The 16,191-nt window shown below is 67.7% G+C and carries 15 protein-coding genes; 6 read left to right on the top strand and 9 right to left on the bottom strand.

Features of this window, described 5'->3' with window-relative positions; genetic code table 11:
* Positions 1 to 3: 3 nt before the first annotated feature.
* From NX782_RS17095 to cqsA, 3 genes are all read right to left on the bottom strand, one after another.
* The gene (locus tag NX782_RS17095; protein ID WP_258846680.1) at positions 4 to 1,020 is read right to left on the bottom strand and encodes a DUF2156 domain-containing protein; all 1,017 of its coding nucleotides are present in this window, start codon (positions 1,018 to 1,020) and stop codon (positions 4 to 6) included.
* Positions 1,021 to 1,105: 85 nt separating this feature from the next.
* Positions 1,106 to 1,753: a class I SAM-dependent methyltransferase gene (locus NX782_RS17090; RefSeq protein ID WP_258846679.1), complete on the bottom strand. Its 648-nt coding sequence runs from the start codon at positions 1,751 to 1,753 to the stop codon at positions 1,106 to 1,108.
* A 107-nt stretch (positions 1,754 to 1,860) separates the two neighbouring features.
* Positions 1,861 to 3,102, bottom strand: a complete 1,242-nt coding sequence (gene cqsA / locus NX782_RS17085; RefSeq protein WP_308632995.1) for an alpha-hydroxyketone-type quorum-sensing autoinducer synthase — start codon at positions 3,100 to 3,102, stop codon at positions 1,861 to 1,863.
* A 184-nt stretch (positions 3,103 to 3,286) separates the two neighbouring features.
* On the opposite strand from cqsA, the gene NX782_RS17080 reads away from it, so the two are divergent.
* Positions 3,287 to 4,660: a sensor histidine kinase gene (locus NX782_RS17080; RefSeq protein ID WP_258846678.1), complete on the top strand. Its 1,374-nt coding sequence runs from the start codon at positions 3,287 to 3,289 to the stop codon at positions 4,658 to 4,660.
* The gene (locus tag NX782_RS17075; protein WP_258846677.1) at positions 4,657 to 5,658 is read left to right on the top strand and encodes a response regulator; all 1,002 of its coding nucleotides are present in this window, start codon (positions 4,657 to 4,659) and stop codon (positions 5,656 to 5,658) included. Before NX782_RS17080 ends, NX782_RS17075 begins: the two co-directional genes overlap by 4 nt.
* A 103-nt stretch (positions 5,659 to 5,761) precedes the next feature.
* Here the strand turns inward: NX782_RS17075 and NX782_RS17070 are convergent, their stop codons facing one another.
* A complete protein-coding gene (locus NX782_RS17070) occupies positions 5,762 to 6,619 on the bottom strand; it encodes a DMT family transporter (RefSeq protein ID WP_258846676.1) in 858 nt (285 codons plus the stop codon).
* A 172-nt stretch (positions 6,620 to 6,791) separates the two neighbouring features.
* Between NX782_RS17070 and zwf the strand changes: the two genes are divergently transcribed.
* Positions 6,792 to 8,258, top strand: coding sequence for a glucose-6-phosphate dehydrogenase (gene zwf / locus NX782_RS17065; protein WP_258846675.1), 1,467 nt, complete (start codon positions 6,792 to 6,794; stop codon positions 8,256 to 8,258).
* 64 nt (positions 8,259 to 8,322) lie between these two features.
* Here the strand turns inward: zwf and NX782_RS17060 are convergent, their stop codons facing one another.
* Together NX782_RS17060 and NX782_RS17055 are read right to left on the bottom strand one after the other, a co-directional pair.
* Positions 8,323 to 10,557, bottom strand: a complete 2,235-nt coding sequence (locus tag NX782_RS17060) for an NADP-dependent malic enzyme (RefSeq protein ID WP_258846674.1) — start codon at positions 10,555 to 10,557, stop codon at positions 8,323 to 8,325.
* A gap of 89 nt (positions 10,558 to 10,646) precedes the next feature.
* The gene (locus NX782_RS17055) at positions 10,647 to 10,946 is read right to left on the bottom strand and encodes an antibiotic biosynthesis monooxygenase family protein (protein ID WP_258846673.1); all 300 of its coding nucleotides are present in this window, start codon (positions 10,944 to 10,946) and stop codon (positions 10,647 to 10,649) included.
* Positions 10,947 to 11,024: 78 nt separating this feature from the next.
* Here NX782_RS17055 and NX782_RS17050 point away from each other — a divergent pair, with 78 nt between their 5' ends.
* Positions 11,025 to 11,648: a flavin reductase family protein gene (locus NX782_RS17050; RefSeq protein WP_258846672.1), complete on the top strand. Its 624-nt coding sequence runs from the start codon at positions 11,025 to 11,027 to the stop codon at positions 11,646 to 11,648.
* Positions 11,649 to 11,706: 58 nt separating this feature from the next.
* On the top strand, positions 11,707 to 12,546 hold the full coding sequence (locus NX782_RS17045; protein WP_258846671.1) for a universal stress protein: 840 nt from the start codon (positions 11,707 to 11,709) through the stop codon (positions 12,544 to 12,546).
* A gap of 9 nt (positions 12,547 to 12,555) precedes the next feature.
* Here the strand turns inward: NX782_RS17045 and NX782_RS17040 are convergent, their stop codons facing one another.
* Positions 12,556 to 12,924, bottom strand: a complete 369-nt coding sequence (locus NX782_RS17040; RefSeq protein ID WP_258846670.1) for a DUF2784 domain-containing protein — start codon at positions 12,922 to 12,924, stop codon at positions 12,556 to 12,558.
* 141 nt (positions 12,925 to 13,065) lie between these two features.
* Here NX782_RS17040 and NX782_RS17035 point away from each other — a divergent pair, with 141 nt between their 5' ends.
* A complete protein-coding gene (locus NX782_RS17035) occupies positions 13,066 to 14,160 on the top strand; it encodes a polyhydroxyalkanoate synthase family protein (RefSeq protein WP_258846669.1) in 1,095 nt (364 codons plus the stop codon).
* 4 nt (positions 14,161 to 14,164) lie between these two features.
* Here the strand turns inward: NX782_RS17035 and NX782_RS17030 are convergent, their stop codons facing one another.
* Both NX782_RS17030 and lldD read right to left on the bottom strand, forming a co-directional pair.
* On the bottom strand, positions 14,165 to 14,905 hold the full coding sequence (locus NX782_RS17030; protein WP_258846740.1) for a sulfite exporter TauE/SafE family protein: 741 nt from the start codon (positions 14,903 to 14,905) through the stop codon (positions 14,165 to 14,167).
* A gap of 30 nt (positions 14,906 to 14,935) precedes the next feature.
* The gene (gene lldD, locus NX782_RS17025) at positions 14,936 to 16,069 is read right to left on the bottom strand and encodes an FMN-dependent L-lactate dehydrogenase LldD (protein WP_258846668.1); all 1,134 of its coding nucleotides are present in this window, start codon (positions 16,067 to 16,069) and stop codon (positions 14,936 to 14,938) included.
* Positions 16,070 to 16,191 lie beyond the last annotated feature (122 nt).

The raw sequence follows: 16,191 nt of genomic DNA, 5'->3' as shown, positions 1-16,191 counted from the left end.
TGCTCAGATGATTCGTGTAAGGCGGAACATGGCCGTCATCGCCAGCGCCGGCATGGCGTTGCGGTGGCAGCAGTAGGTCTTGGCGATGCGGCCCTGGAAGCGCGACTTGGCGAATTCCAGGCCCTTGAAGTTGTACAGGAAGTCCATGCGCTCGCGGATCACCGACATGGTCGCGCGCAGCAGGCGCGACTCCTGCGGCTCGATCTGTCGGTCGACCTGCAGCGGCACCAGGCCCAGGTCGACGCAGGGCACGCCCTCTTCCTTGAACACCGCCAGCGCGTGCGCCATCAGCGCATACCACAGGCCCTGGCGGAAATTGGCGGACGAGCGCGAGATGTTCGGCACGTAGCCGGCCAGGTGGCCGTCGCGGTAGATCGGATCGAAGAAGATGAAGCCGACCGCCTCGCCATCGAGCATCGCATAGAAGTAGCGCGTGCCTTCGCGGTAGTCGATCAGCATCGGCCGGATCAGGAAGCGGATTTCGTTGTTCTTGCAGCGCCGGGTGCGGATCCAGGCTTCGGAGATGCGCTTGACGTCGTGGTCGAAGCCGCCCTCGCGGATCTCGATGCCCTGGGCACGGGCGCCGTTGACGGCGGTGCGGATGATCTGCTTGCGCGCGCCGCGCAGGCTCCACTCGGCCAGCTCGATCTTCGACTCGCTGCCGAACTGGGTGCCGTAGTAGCCGTGCCTGCCGTGCAGGTGGTCGACGGTGGCTTTGCTGACCTGGACGAAGACGGCGCGCGGGTAGCGCTCCAGGAAGCGGTCCAGCATCAAGGCGCGCTGCTGCGGTGCGCAGACCGGATCGGCCAGCGCGAACTGCATGCCCCAGTAATGGGCGTAGGCGATGTAGCCGACGCCGGGCAGCTCGAAATACGCCATGTCCGGCTGCATGGTCGAGAAGGACATCGGGTGGCTGCCGTACTGCTTCAGCCAGGCGACGCGGCGTGCGAGGTCGGCATGGATGGCAGCGTCGGGCTGGGCCGCGGACGGCCGGGTGAGCGCGAGAGCGGAATCGGTCATGGAGGCTCCGGTTGGATGTCGGGCAGCCGCTGCCCGCCGCGGCGAGCGGCAGGGCTTTACGGCGCGGGAATGCGCAGACGCGGCATCAAGCCGGTTTCTCGCCCAGCACGGACCAGTAACAGTTCAGCAGCAGCAGCTTGTAGTGCTTCTGCTCGTGGATGCGCAGCCCGAGCTGCTTCATCCGCTCCGGATAATTGTAGATATTGTGGAAGGCGTTCCCGGCGAACAGCCAGAAGAAGCCGACCGCGCCATACCAGTACAGGGTCTTCACCAGGCGGCTCAGGACGTTCCCGGTCGGGAAGGCGAAGTCGCCGACCACCACCCGTGCGCCCGGCTTGCCGAGCTTGATCAGGTGCTGCAGCACCTTGACCATCATGTCTTCGTGGAAGACATTGAGGAAGAAGTTGGCCACGACCATGTCGTAGCGCTCGACTTCCTCGACCTTCATGATGTCGCTGTGGACCTGGCGGATCCGGACGGTGACGCCCTCCTTCACCAGGTTGACCTGGAACTTCTTGAGCATCGTCTCCGACAGGTCGACCACGGTGACCTCGGCGCCGCGCTGGGCGGCGTACACCGCGTCCCGGCCATGCCCGACGCCGGCAAACAAGACCTTGTCGCCGGGCTGCAGCTTGTCCAGCATCGCGATCTTGCACTTGTGGATGGACTTGCCGCTGTAGAAGGCGCTGAGCCAGTCGTAGATCGGCCCTACCAGCCTGTATTTGTCTCCCATGCCTGTCTCCCTTATATTTTTTATAAGGGTAAGCGAAAGCGTCAAACGGCCACGTTTTAGTCGCTGGCTTTAGGAGCCAAGATTCTGGCTTTGTGAGTCAGGCGCAATCAATGCACGCGCCGATGGCGCAGCGTCGAGGTCCAGTTTTCGAGGTCGACCTCCTCGCGCATGTCGGCGCAGGCGTCCAGCAGTTTGGCGATCTCGCGCTTGCTCAAACCGGCGTTCAGCGTCAGCCGCACCAGGGCGCGGTTCTTCGGCGTGGCCGGGGCGCAGAACACGGCGCCCTGGATGCCGCGGTTCTCCAGCGCCTTGCGCAGCACCAGGGTTTTCGGTTCGGTGCCGACTTCGAGGGCGACGATCTGCTCGCTGCCCTCGTCGACGCAGTAACCGAGCCGTCCGAGGCCGGCGCGCACCTCCTGGGTAATGCGGCGCAGCGCGGCGCGGCGGGCATCGGCTGCCTCGACGAAATCGATGGCGGCGTCGAACCAGGCCAGTTCGTGGTTCAACAGGCAGGAGCTGAAGATGGCCGGCCGCGACTCCGACAGGAAGTAACCCTTGAAGCGGCTCGAACAGGTGATGATGCCGGCGCGGCCCGCAAACGCCTTGGCCAGCGAGGCGGTGCGGAAGTGCACGCGCTCTTCCAGGCCGGCTTCGATGACCAGGCCGGCGCCGCGCGGGCCGTGGGTGCCCAGCGAGTGCGATTCGTCGACCACCAGCACGCTGCCGGTCCGCTCGGCCAGCGCCACCACCTCGTGCAGCGGCGCCAGGCTGCCGTCGGTGCTGTACAGGGCGTCGACCACGATCACGCCGGCGCCGTGCTTGTTCAGCTGGCGCTGCAGGTGATCCATGTTGTTATGCAGGAAGGGCACGACCTTGCCACCCCCAAGCTGCACCCCGTCCCACAGCGAGGCGTGGGCCATGATGTCGAGGTAGACCGGGACGCCCGGCCCGGCGATGCTCTGCAGCAGCCCGACGTTGGCAGCCCAGCCGGACTGCGCCAGCACCGTCTCCTGGGCGCCCATGAAGTCGGCGAATTTGTCTTCGAGCCGGTGCTGGCGGCTCCCCGCCTGCAGGTAGACCGCCGACATCAGCGACTGGCTGTCGGTGCCTTGCAGCGCCCGGACCTGGGCGTCGAGCAGGCTGGGCTCGTTCGCCAGGCACAGGTAATCGTTCCCGGCCAGCATCACCGCACCCGGCCCCTGCCGTTTCCATACATGCACGTGCTCGCCGCCCATCAGCTGTTCGATGCGGTCGACATGATGGGCATCCATGCGCTTCGTGACGAAGGCCGGCATGTGCAGGGTCGTGGAACGGACATGGGTTTGGGTCGTGGTGTTGATCATGGACATGTTTTCCTCCAGAAAAGAATTCATTGTGTCTCCGCACAAGGCGTCAGCTCGCCAGATCGACACACCATTGACCGATATCAACCTGGAATGAGCGATTTCCTTCAAGCTCAATCAGTAATTGAGTGAGATCAATTTCGATTTGACAAGATTCAAAAACAAACGGTCGATGACCGGGAGCTACCGAGTGAAGAGTCTGCTGTACAGGAGTGTCGCGAGCATCAGCGCGCCGATCAGGGCGCGTTATCGCCTGAGCCGGCCAGCCTTGCTGGCGTGGCTGCTGCGCCAGGAGCAGCAGCAGGAATATGCCGTCATGCGTCTGCACTTCCTCGCCTGGCTCGGCTGCATCGGCATGCCCTTGTACTACCTGATCTGGACCACTTGGTTCCCCCAAAAGTTCGAGACCCTGGACCTCCGTGTGATCGGTTTTGTGCTGTGTCTGCCTGCCCTGTTGGTGCCGCACAAAATTAAGGGAAATTGGCTGCGCGTCTACGAGTTCATCAGCGTGACCTACGTCATGCCCTTCTTCTTCAGCTTCATGTTCCTGATGAACCACGGCTCGGCGGTGTGGGGCGAATCGCTGCTGGTGGCGCTGATCGCGCTGTTTCACTTCGACTGGCTGTTCGCGCTCGCCTCCTGCGCGGTCGGCGCCTTGGCCGCCTGCCTGCTGTACGTGACCGCCGGCGACCCGGACGCGCTGCGCTCGGGCCTGAGCGCCTTCCCGCTGGCGCTGGAGCAGATGCCGATCTACATCTTCACGATCGTGATCGTGTCGGTGACCAAGGTCGGGCGCCGGGTGCTGGCGCGCGAGAAGCTGTCCGGCATGGCCTCGGCGCTGGCGATGGTCTCGCACGAGTTGCGCACGCCGCTGATCAGCATCGCCGCCAATGTGCGCGGCATCGCGCGCGCGCAGGCCGGCGAGGACCGCGGCGTCGAGGAAGCGCTGGCGCGCATCCAGTTCGAGGTACGCCACATGAACCAGATGATCGACCTGTTCCTGCTGTCGTCCTCGGCGATGAACCGGCAGCTGGCGCCGACCGAGCGGGTGGCGATGGCGGCCGTGGTGGCGGCGGTGATCGAGCGCTATCCCTTCATCGACGCCGCCCAGCGCCGCCAGGTGGACGTGGTGGTGCGCCAGGACTTCGCCTTCCTCGGGCGCGAGGAACTGGCCGCGGTGGTGCTGCTCAACCTGCTGCGCAACGCCCTGAAGGCGGTGGCGCGCGCCGGCAGGGGCAAGGTGCGCATCATCGTCGACGGTGCCCGCAGGCGTCCGCGCCTGCTGCTGATGGACAGCGGCTGCGGCATCGGCGCCAAACAGCTGCCCTACATCTTCGAGCGCTTCTATTCGTACCCGCCGCATACCGGCGCCGGCATCGGCCTGGCGCTGTGCAAGGATATCGTGCACGCCTGGCACGGCAAGATCCGCTGCCGCTCGCGCGAGCAGGTCTACACCGTGTTCGCGCTGGAATTCCCGCGCGAGCGCCGCGCCACCGTGCGCGGCGGCGCGACACCGGCCGCACAGCTTTCACACCGCGCCCTTGAAGACCGAGGCAAACCATGACTCTCCCGATCTACCAGCACCCGACCATGACCGTCCTGGTCGACGACAGCCCGAGCTTCCTGCACAGCCTGCGCTACCAGCTCGGCCCGGGCTTCCCCAGCATCGGCTTTTCCGATGCCGGCGCCGCGATCGCCTGGCTGCGCGAACATGGCGCCGCCCCCGCGGCCCTGGCCAGCCTGCTCTCGCCCAGCGTCGACACCTACACGCTCGCGCCCCAGCCCTACAACATCGCGCTGCACGTCGAGCAGGTCTGCGGCATCCGCACCCGGCCGCAGCGCTTCATGACGCCCTCGGTGCTGGTGGTCGACTACTCGATGCCGGGCATGAACGGGATCGAATTCTGCGAGGCGGTGCACGATCTGCCCTGCCGCAAGATCCTGCTGACCGGCGTGGCCGACGAGCGGGTCGCGATCGACGCCTTCAACCGCGGCCTGATCGACCGCTACGTGCGCAAGAGCGACGCCCATGCGCTGGACCGGCTGGAGGCCGAGCTGACCCAGCTCCAGGAGGGCTACTTCCTGGCGCAGTCGGAATCGCTGCGCCTGCTGCTCGCGCTGCACGACTTCAGCTTCGTCAACGACCCCGCCATCTGGGGCCTGGTGCGCGAACTCGGTGCGCGCCACAAGATCGTCGAACACTACCTGTACAAGGCGCCGCCCGGCTTCCTGATGTACGACCGCGATGCCCGCCCCTGGCTGCTGGCCGTCGAAACCGAGCAAAGCATGCAGGCGCACTTCGAGATCGCGCTCGACGGCGGCGCCCCGGCCTCGCTGCTGGAAGCGCTCGAGCAGCGCCGCGTGGTGCCCAACTTCAGCGACGGCGACGGCATGTATTCGAAGGTAGCGCACAAGGAGTGGCACCGCTTCACTTCGCCTACCCTGACCTGCCATGGCCGCGAGCTGTATTACTGGGCCATGTTCGCGCTCGATCCGGATGCGCTGGAGGGGCGGGTCGATTCGTTTGCGGAGTTTCTGCGGCGGTATGCGGGAACTGCCTGAGTGACCGGCCACCGGGCGGCCTTGCCGCTGGTGGCCGGCTTTCGTTTTTCCAGCCCACTCTCGTCGGTTAGTTGCATATAATTGCAAGACCGACGGCCCGGCATCAGCGCGGCTTGCCTGCTGCCCGGCTCCCGAGCACCAGCCCGATCCCGCCCAGAATCGCCAGCGCCGACAGACCCAGGCGCAGGCTGAACGCCTCGCCCAGCAGCAGCACCCCGCCGAGCGCCGCGATCAGCGGCACCGACAGTTGCACCACCGCGGCCCGCAACGCGTTCAAATGGCGCAAGGCCGCGTACCAGACGACATAACCGAGCCCCGAGGTGACGGCGCCGGAGGCGATCGCCAGCCCCACCCCGACCGCGTCCGCATGCGAACGCAGCACGAACACCAGCGCCAGCAGCACCCCGAGCGGCGCCGCGCGCACGAAACTGGCGGCGGTGGCGCCCAGCGGATCGCCCGCCCCGCGCCCGCGCAGCGAATAGCCGCCCCAGGCCACGCCGGCGCCCGCCATCAGCAGCGCGCCGAACAGCGAAGGCGCGGCGGCACCGGGCAACAGCAGCACCGCCAAGCCGCCGGCCGCCAGCACCAGGCCGAGCCAGCCGCCGGGCGCGAAGCGTTCGCCGGCCAGCAGCCCCGCCCCCAGCATGGTCAGCTGCACGGCGCCGAACAGGATCAGCGCGCCGGTCCCGGCGGGCAGCGACACGTAGGCAAACGAGAACAGGGCGACATAGGCGAACAGCAGCGCGGCGGAGCGCCAGTCGCCGCCTTGCCATACCGGCTGGCGCCGCGCGCGCATCACGACGGCCAGCACCAGCGCCCCGGCGAGCAGGCGCACGGCGCCGAAGCTGGCCGGGTCGATGCGGTCCTGCTGCAGCGCGAGGCGGCACAGCAGCGAATTGGCGGCGAAGGCCAGCATCGCCACCGCGGTCAGGGCGGCTGTCCTTCCAATCGATTGGGGCATGAGGATTCCCTAAATGGCGTCCAGATTGTAAGCTATGCAACCACCAACGCAAACGCTAACCGATGCGCTGCCGGCCAAAAGCCTTCCCTGTGCGAGCGCATCCGCTGTCCTTCTGCTACCGTATCGGGGTTGCCGGCCCAGCGCCTTCTTCAACTATTGGAATGAACACGACATGACCCTCTCGACAGAATCGGATAACGCCCTTCCCCTCGACATGACCATCTTCGGTGGCATGGGCGACCTGGCGATGCGTAAACTCCTGCCGGCCCTGTACATGGCCTACCTGCACGGCAACCTGCCGGGCTCGACCCGCATCATCTCGACCGGCCGCCAGGACTACGACCGCAACGCCTACCTGGCCCACGTGGAAGCGCATTCGCGTTCCTTCATCGCTGCCGAGAACTTCAACGACAAGACCTGGGACGGCTTCCTGCAGCTGCTCGAATACGTCCGCCTCGACGTCCAGCAGGCGCCCGACTTCGGCGCCCTCGCCGCCGCTTCGCGCGAGGGCGCGCAGCGCGTGTTCTACCTGTCGACGGCGCCTTCGCTGTTTACCACCATCTGCGAAAAGCTGGCCAGCGCCGGCCTGGTCGACAAGAACGCCCGCGTGGTGCTGGAAAAGCCGCTCGGCACCGACCTCGCCTCGGCGATCGAAATCAACGAGGCCGTCGGCAAGCATTTCGAGGAATCCCAGATCTACCGCATCGACCACTACCTGGGCAAGGAGACCGTGCAGAACCTGATGGTGCTGCGCTTCGGGAACTCGATCCTGGAACCGCTGTGGCGCGCGCCGAACATCTCCAGCGTGCAGATCACGGTGGCCGAGGAAGTCGGCGTCGGCAGCCGCGCCGGCTTCTACGATGGCGCCGGCGCCATGCGCGACATGGTGCAGAACCACCTGCTGCAGTTGCTGTGCATCGTCGCCATGGAGCCGCCGACCTCGCTCAATGCCGACGCCGTGCGCGACGAAAAGCTCAAGGTACTGCGCTCGCTGCGCCGCTTCGGCCTGGCCGACATCGCGCGCGACACCGTGCGCGGCCAGTACAGCCACGGCGTCAGCGGCAACCAGGAAGTGCCCGGCTACCACGAAGAAAAGAACGTCCCGCCGGACAGCAAGACCGAGACCTTCGTTGCGCTGCGCACCTTCATCGATACCTGGCGCTGGTCCAAGGTGCCGTTCTACCTGCGCACCGGCAAACGCATGCAGCGCCGCTCGTCGAAGATCGTGATCGAGTTCACCAACCCGCCGTTCCCGCTGTTCCCGGATGCGCCGGGCGGGGTCGCGAATCGCCTGGTGATCGAGCTGCAGCCCGAGGAAGCGATCAAGCTGCAGCTGATGGCCAAGGAGCCGGGCAGCGGCATGCACATGCAGCAGGTGGCGCTGAACCTGGACCTGCAGTCGGCCTTCCAGCAGCGCCGCGCCGAAGCCTACGAGCGCCTGCTGATCGACGTCGTGCGCGGCCGCCTGACCCACTTCATGCGCCGCGACGAGCTGGAAGCGGCCTGGGAATGGGCCGACCCGATCATCGAGGGCTGGAGCACGCTGGGCGAGAAGCCGCATGCCTATGCGGCGGGGTCGTGGGGACCGGCGGAGTCGTTCGCGCTGCTGGCGCGCGACGGTTATCACTGGGTGGAGTGAGCGGCTGGCGCCTTGCGCGCCAGCATCGAGGCGGCGGGAGCGGATCCCGCCGCCTTGCAAGCCATCAGTCGGCGGCGTCCTTCACGTCCGCCACTGCCAGCGCCGTCATGTTGACGATCCGGCGCACGGTGGCGCTCGGGCTCAGGATGTGCACCGACTTCGCCGCCCCCAGCAGGATCGGGCCGACCGTGACGCCCTTGCCCGACGAGACCTTCAACACGTTGAACAGGATGTTGGCGGCGTCCAGCGAAGGCATCACCAGCAGGTTGGCGCTGCCTTCGAAGTTGGCCTGGCCGGACGGCAGGTAGATCGCGCGGATGTTCTCGTCGAGCGCGGCATCGCCGTGCACCTCGCCGATCACTTCCATCTCCGGCGCTTCGCGCGCCAGGATCTCGCGCGCCTCGCGCACGCGCTGCGCCGACGGCCGCGAGGACGAACCGAAGATCGAATGCGAGAGCAGCGCGACCTTCGGATCGAGGCCGAAATGGCGCAGCTCTTCGGAGGCCATGCGCGCGATCGCCGCCAGTTCGCTGGCGCTCGGCTGGTCGTTGACATAGGTGTCGGTGATGAACAGGGTGCCCTTGTCGAGCACCAGCGCGTTCATCGCCGCCATCACCTGCGCGCCTGGCGCCAGGCCGATGTCGCGCTGCACGTGGGCCAGGTGGCTGTCGTAGCTGCCCTTCATGCCGCAGATCAGGGCATCGACTTCGCCCGCCGCCAGCAGCCTGGTGCCGCGCTCGGTGGTATCGCCTTCGCACTCGACCAGGGTGTAGTCGGTGCCGCGCTGCATGCGCAGGCCGGCTTCGAGGATCGCCTGTTCGATCTCGGCGCCGCGGCCGATCAGCACCGGCTGCGCCAGGCGCTCGTCGACCACGGTCTGCACCGCGCGCAGCACGCGCGCGTCGAAGCCTTCGGCGTAGGCCACGCGGCGCGGCTTGGCGCGCGCCTTGGCGAACACCGGGCGCATGAAGAAGCTGGTGTGGTAGATCATCGCCGCCAGCCGCTCGCGGTAGGCGTCCATGTCGGTGATCGGGCGCGCCGCCACGCCGGAGCTGGCCGCGGCGGCTGCCACCGCCGGTGCGATCGCCGCCATCAGGCGCGGATCGAAGGGTTTCGGGATGATGTAGTCGGGACCGAAGCGCAGGTCCTGGCCGGCGTAGGCGGCGGCCACCGCGTCGTTGGCCTCGGCTTCGGCCAGCTCGGCGATCGCGCTGACGCAGGCCAGCTTCATCGCCTCGGTGATGCGGGTCGCGCCGCAATCGAGGGCACCGCGGAAGATGTAGGGGAAGCACAGCACGTTGTTGACCTGGTTCGGGTAATCCGAACGGCCGGTGGCGACGATGCAGTCGGGGCGCGCGGCCTTCGCCACTTCGGGACGGATTTCCGGTTCCGGGTTGGCCAGCGCCAGGATCACCGGACGGTCGGCCATGGTCTTGACCATCTCGCCGGTCAGCACGCCGGCGGTCGAGCAGCCGAGGAAGACGTCGGCGCCGCGCACGATGTCGGCCAGGGTACGGTCGGCCGTGTCCTGGGCATAACGCGCCTTGTTGGCTTCCATGTTGGCCTCGCGGCCCTGCCAGATCACGCCCTTGGAATCGGTCACGAAGATGTTCTCGCGGCGCACGCCCAGGCTCACCATCATGTCGAGGCAGGCGATGGCCGCGGCGCCGGCGCCGGAGGCGGCCAGCTTGACGCTGCCGATGTCCTTGCCGACCACCTTCAGCGCGTTCAGCAGCGCCGCGCTGGAGATGATGGCGGTGCCGTGCTGGTCGTCGTGGAAGACCGGGATGTTCATGCGCTCGGAGAGCTTCTTCTCGATGTAGAAGCACTCCGGCGCCTTGATGTCCTCGAGGTTGATGCCGCCGACGGTCGGCTCCAGCATCGCGATCGCCTCGATCAGTTTATCGGGATCGTTCTCGGCCAGCTCGAGGTCGAACACGTCGACGCCGGCGAATTTTTTAAACAGGCAGCCCTTGCCTTCCATGACCGGCTTCGAGGCCAGCGGCCCGATATTGCCCAGGCCAAGGACGGCGGTGCCGTTGGAAATCACGGCGACCAGGTTGCCGCGCGAGGTGTACTCGGCGGCCATGGCAGGGTCGGCTGCGATCTCCTCGCAGGCATAGGCCACGCCCGGCGAATAGGCCAGCGACAGGTCGCGCTGGTTCGACAGGGGCTTGGTGGCCACGACCTCGATCTTGCCGCGTACGGGGCTGCGGTGATAGTCGAGGGCGTCGGCGCGCAGTTGCGCGTCCTTGCCCGGTTCCTGGATGCCGCTATCGAGGCTGCTTTCGGTACTCATTGGAGATCTCCTCGCTTGATGCTTGATGCTTGATGCTTGATACTTGATGATTGAACTATGGTCGCAGACGCGCGCGCGCGGCGCACGGCTCAGAAACCTTCGAGCACGGTGCTCAGGTGGGTGACGTTGGGCGCGCCGTCGAAGCAGTCCCCGACCAGACGGCGCCAGGCCTGGAAGTCTTCGCTGCCGCGGAAGTGGACGTTGTGGTCTTCCAGCGTGTCCCACTGGACCAGCAGGCGGTAGGCGCGCGGGTTCTCGATGCCGCGCTGCAAGCGCATGCCGGTGCAACCGCGGGCCCGCTTGAACAGCGGCACCGCTTCGCGCACACCCGCTTCGAACTGCTCTTCCATACCTGCCTTGACCATGATTTCTGCCGTTTCCAGGATCATGTTGTTTCCTTTCTTGATGATCTGACCCGCGATTATGCCCCGGATGCGGTATCGTTGCAGACCCAGCATGGAGAACGCATGAGCACAAGCTTCCATTTCTACGAGCCGCGCCAGGGCCACGGCCTGCCGCACGACCCCTTCAACGCCATCGTCGGGCCGCGTCCGATCGGCTGGATTTCGTCGCGCGACAAGGCCGGCATCCTCAACCTGGCGCCCTACAGTTTCTTCAACGCCTTCAACTACGTGCCGCCCATCGTCGGCTTCGCCAGCATCGGCTGGAAGGATTCGGTGCGCAATATCGAGGAGACGGGCGAGTTCTGCTGGAACCTCGCCACCCGCCCGCTGGCCGGGCAGATGAACCAGACCTGCGCCGCGGTTCCGCCGGAGACCGACGAGTTCGCGCTCAGCGGTCTCACGCCCGCGCCTTCGCGCACGGTGGGCGTGCCGCGCGTATTGGAAAGCCCGGTCTCGATGGAATGCCGCCTGAGCCAGCTGATCCAGCTGCAGGGCGCCGATGGCGGCAAGGTCCCGACCTGGCTGGTGCTGGGCGAAGTCGTCGGCGTGCACATCGATCGCGCGCTGCTGAAGGACGGCGTCTACGACACCGCGGCAGCCCAGCCCATCCTGCGCGGCGGTGGGCCGGCCGACTACTTCACGATCGGTCCCGAGCAGCTGTTCCGGATGTTCCGTCCGCAGCTTTGACAGCACCCGCATGCAGGCCTAAAGTGGAGATAGCCGCCCCACTTCGGGAGAAGCCAGCATGTACAGGGTCATCGTTGTCCATGTCGACGGCAGCGCACGCCAGGCAAGCCGCCTGCGCGCAGCCGCCCTGCTCGCCGTCAAGTACGGCGCCCACCTGGTCGGCAGCGCCGCCACCGGGATCTCCTGGATGGATTACAGCCTGCTGACCGGCTCGATGGCGGCGCCGGTCATCGGCGACGATTTCCAGGCGCTGCGCGAAGCCGCCGCCGCCCACCTGGAAAGCTTCGAACTGGCTGCCTCCCGGCTGGGCGTGGCCTCGGTCGACGCCCGCCTGGTCGAAGACGACCCGCGCTATGCGCTGTTGCTGCAGTCGCGCTATGCCGACCTGGTGGTGCTGAGCCAGGACGCCCCCGACCAGGCCGGCCTGCCGCTGCGGGTGCGCGGCCTGCCCGAGCACGTGGCGCTGCGCGGCGCGCGGCCGGTGCTGGTGGTCCCGGGCACCTACCAGGGCGAGCCGATTCCGGGCACGGCGGTGGTCGGCTGGGACGGCGGCACCCAGGCGCTGCGCGCGATCGCGGCCGCCCTGCCCTTGCTGGAACATGCGGCCGCGGTCAAGCTGGCGGTAATCAATCCCGATGCGCTATCCGACCTGCACGGCGAGCAGCCGGGCGCCGACATGGCGCTCTACCTGGCGCGCCATGGCTTGCAGGTCGAGGTGGTGGTCGAGCGCACCCGCGCCACCACCGCCGCCACCTTGTGCTCACTGGCGCGCAGCTGCGGCGCCGGACTGATGGTGGCCGGCGCCTTCGGCCACAGCCGCTACCGCGAGTGGATGCTGGGCGGCACCACGCGCGAACTGCTGGAGCGGGCGCCGTTGCCGCTGTTGATCGCGCACTGAGCACGCCGGCTAGCCCGGCGCCCGGCCGCGGCGCCGGATCCAGGCATACAGCAGCGCATTGATCGCCAATACGCCCACGCCCAGCCCGATCTGCAGTTCGCGCGTCAGACCGGCTGGGTAGATCAGCGGCAACAGGTAATGATCGACGAAGCCGCCCTCGTAGCCCGCCTGCCCGGCCAGGCGCCGGAAGTACAGCTCGGCCCAGGTCAGCGGACAGACCGCGCCGCTGGCTTCGACCAGAAAACCCCAGCTGGCGGCCGCCAGGTGCGCCGGCAACCAGCGCCGCCGTTTTGCGACCAGCAGCGCACCGAACACGACGAAGAGAATGAAGCCGAGGTGCAGCAGCAGCACCGCATCGGCCAGCAGGCGATAAGGCATGCGTGCATGCTACCTCGGCCCGCGCCGCGCCGGCCAGGCTTTTGGATGCGCCTCAAACGCCAGCCCGGTTCGCCGGGTGCGGCTATCGTGCGCGGCCCGACCTGGCGTACAGTGCTGTCTTTACGCACGAACGAGACCGCCATGCATGCAATGAACTGGAGCGCCTTCGGCACCCTCGGTGCCATGGCCCTGAAGCAGATGGACCGCAGCCGCCAGGCGCGCGGCCAGATGATGGAGCGCGCCGGCTACGGCCCGCGTCCCACCCCATCCTCCACGGTGCACCGCGAGCCCGGCCTGCACCTGCGCCGCTACGGCGCGCAGGCCGCCGAAGGCCCGTCCGTGCTGCTGGTGCCGGCGCCGATCAAGCGCGCCTACATCTGGGACCTGGCGCCGGAGCGCAGCGTGGTGCGGCGCTGGACCGAGCGCGGCTACCGCGTCTACCTGGCGGAATGGGAGCCTTTGCCGGACGCCGGCGCCGGGCAGGCATTCGGCCTCGCCGACTACGCCGACCGCCTGCTCGGCGCCTGCCGCCAGGCCATGGATGCCGACGGCAGCAGCGGCCACCCCGTGCTCGCCGGCCATTCGCTGGGCGGCGTGCTGGCCGCGATCCACAGCTGCCTGCATCCGGACCAGGTGCGTGCCACCCTCCTGCTGGAAGCGCCGCTGCACTTCGGCCCGGACGCCTGCTGCTTCCACAAGCTGGTGCAGGCCACGCCCGATGCGCACCAGGTCGCCGGCACCTTCGGCCAGGTGCCGGGCGCCTTCCTCAATACCATGAGCGCGCTGGCCGAGCCCCAGGCCTTCCAGTGGGAGCGCTGGATGGACCGCTGGCTGTCGCTGGGCGACCCGCAGGCGCTGGCCACCCACATGCAGGTCGAGCGCTGGACCCACGACGAATTCGCACTGCCGGGCCAGCTGTTCGGCGACATCGTCGAGTGCTTGTACCGGGGCGATCGACTCATGCGCGGCGAGCTCGAGATCGGCGGCCGGCGCATCGGCCCGCAGGACCTGCGCACGCCGCTGCTGAGCGTGGTCGATCCGCGCAGCAAGCTGATCCCGCCGGCGGCAGTGCTGCCCTTCCACGAAGCGGCGGCCAGCCCGCGCAAGCAGGTGCTGCACTACGAGGGCGACATCGGCGTCAACCTGCAGCATGTGGGCGTGCTGGTCGGGCGCAGCGCCCATGCGCGGCTGTGGCCGGCGGTGTTCGACTGGCTGGACGGCCGCGTGGAAAGCTGAGGCTTCAAAGCGGGCGCAGGAACAGGCCCACGGTCAGCGCCACGCCGATGCAGACGATCGCCACGCGCAGCGCCTTCTCGTTGACCCGGTGCAGAGCCCAGGTGCCGGCCAGGCCGCCGAGAATGGCGCCGACCGCCAGCACGCCGGCCTGCAGCCAGTGCAGCTCCGGCGAGGTGATGAACAAGGCCACCGCCGAGGCGTTCATCACACCGGCCAGCACGTTCTTGGTGCCGCCGGCGTTACGCGCCGACAGTCCGGCCATGGTCAGCGCCGCCATCATGAGGATGCCGATGCCGCCGCCGAAATAGCCGCCGTAGACCGCGATCAGGAATTGCGCGGTGCCGGTGGCGAAGGGTCCCAGCTGCGCCGCCTGTTCGCTCGATGCCTTGCGGAAGAAACTGCCCCAGGTGAAGACCAGGGTGGCGAACAGCACCAGCCAGGGCACCAGGCGCGCGAACACCTTCGGCGAGGTGTGCAGCAGGAGCAGGCCGCCGGCCGCGCCGCCCAGGATGCTGAGGATGAACAGCGTGCGAAAACGCAGCCCGGCCGCTCCGGTCACCAGCTTGCGGCCGGCGTAGCCCGCGGTGATCTGGCCCGGAAACAGGGCCACGGTGGAGGTGATGTTGGCCGCCAGCGGCGACATGCCGGACAGGATCAGCGCCGGCAGCGTGACGAAGGAGCCGCCGCCGGCCAGGGTGTTCTGGATGCCGGCCCACAGGCCGGCGAGGAAGATCAGGAGCAGCAGCATCGTGCGGGTCCGAGCGACCTGGCCGATTCAACGCGCCAGCAGATGCGGCCTGATCTCGCCGATCGTCCTGGCCCCGGTCAGCACCATGTTGGTCCGCAAATCCTTCTCCATGATCGCCAGCAGCCGCTCGACCCCGGCCTGGCCCGCGGTCGCCAGCGCATAGATGAAGGCCCGGCCGATCAGCACGCCGTCCGCGCCCAGCGCCAGCATGCGGAACACGTCGGTGCCGGTGCGCACGCCGCCGTCGGCGAAGATCGTCATCCTGCCCTTGACCGCCTCGGCGATAGCCGGCAGCACGCTGGCCGAGGAAGGCGCGCCGTCCAGCTGGCGTCCGCCGTGATTCGAGACGACGATGCCGTCGGCGCCGAAGTTCAGGGCGTCGCGCGCGTCCTCGACGTCGAGGATGCCCTTCAGGACCAGCTTGCCCTTCCACTCGTCGCGGATCCACTGCAGGTCCTGCCAGCTGATGCCGGGGTCGAAGTTCGAGCCCAGCCAGCCGATATAGTCTTCGAGTCCGGTGGCATGGCCGCGGTAGGCGGAGATGTTGCCGAGGTCGTGGGGCCGGCCGAACAGGCCGACGTCCCAGGCCCAGCGCGGGTGCGCCATCGCCTGCAGGATGCGGCGGCGCGGGCCGGCCGCGCCGCTCATGCCGCTGTGCAGGTCGCGATAGCGGTTGCCGGGCACCGGCATGTCGACCGTGAACACCAGCGTGGTGGCGCCCAGCTCGCTCGCGCGGCGCATCACGTCGCGCATGAAGCCGCGGTCCTTCAGCACGTAGAGCTGGAACCAGATCGGTTTGCTGGCCTTGGCCGAGACCTCGGCCAGCGAACAGACCGACACCGTCGACTGGATGAAGGGGATGTTCGCGCGGCAGGCCGCCTGCGCCGCCTGGACTTCGCCGCGGCGCGCGTACATGCCGGCCAGGCCGATCGGCGCCAGCGCGATCGGCAGCGCGTGCGGCTGGCCGAACCAGTGGGTCGAGATGTCCAGGGATTCTGAACCGCGCAGCACGCGCTGGCGCAGCTTGATGCCCTGCAGGTCGTCGACGTTGGCGCGCAGGGTCTGCTCGGCACCGGCGCCGCCGTCGAGATAGTGGAACAGGAAGGGCGGCAGCCGGCGGCGCGCGGCTTCGCGGAAATCGGTGGCGGAAGAGATGATCATGGGTTCGGCCGTTCTTGTCTTATTGTCCAGTGTACGACGAAATCCGGCCGTGTGCGCATGCAGGCCGCTTGATTTCCGGGCAGCGATGCTATAGTGTGCCGCCCCTTCTCAACAATAGTAAA

The sequence above is a fragment of the Massilia norwichensis genome (assembly GCF_024753245.1).
Lineage (GTDB): Bacteria > Pseudomonadota > Gammaproteobacteria > Burkholderiales > Burkholderiaceae_D > Telluria > Telluria norwichensis.
Note: the sequence above shows the minus strand (reverse complement) of the source record. Positions and strands in the feature narration are given on the sequence as shown.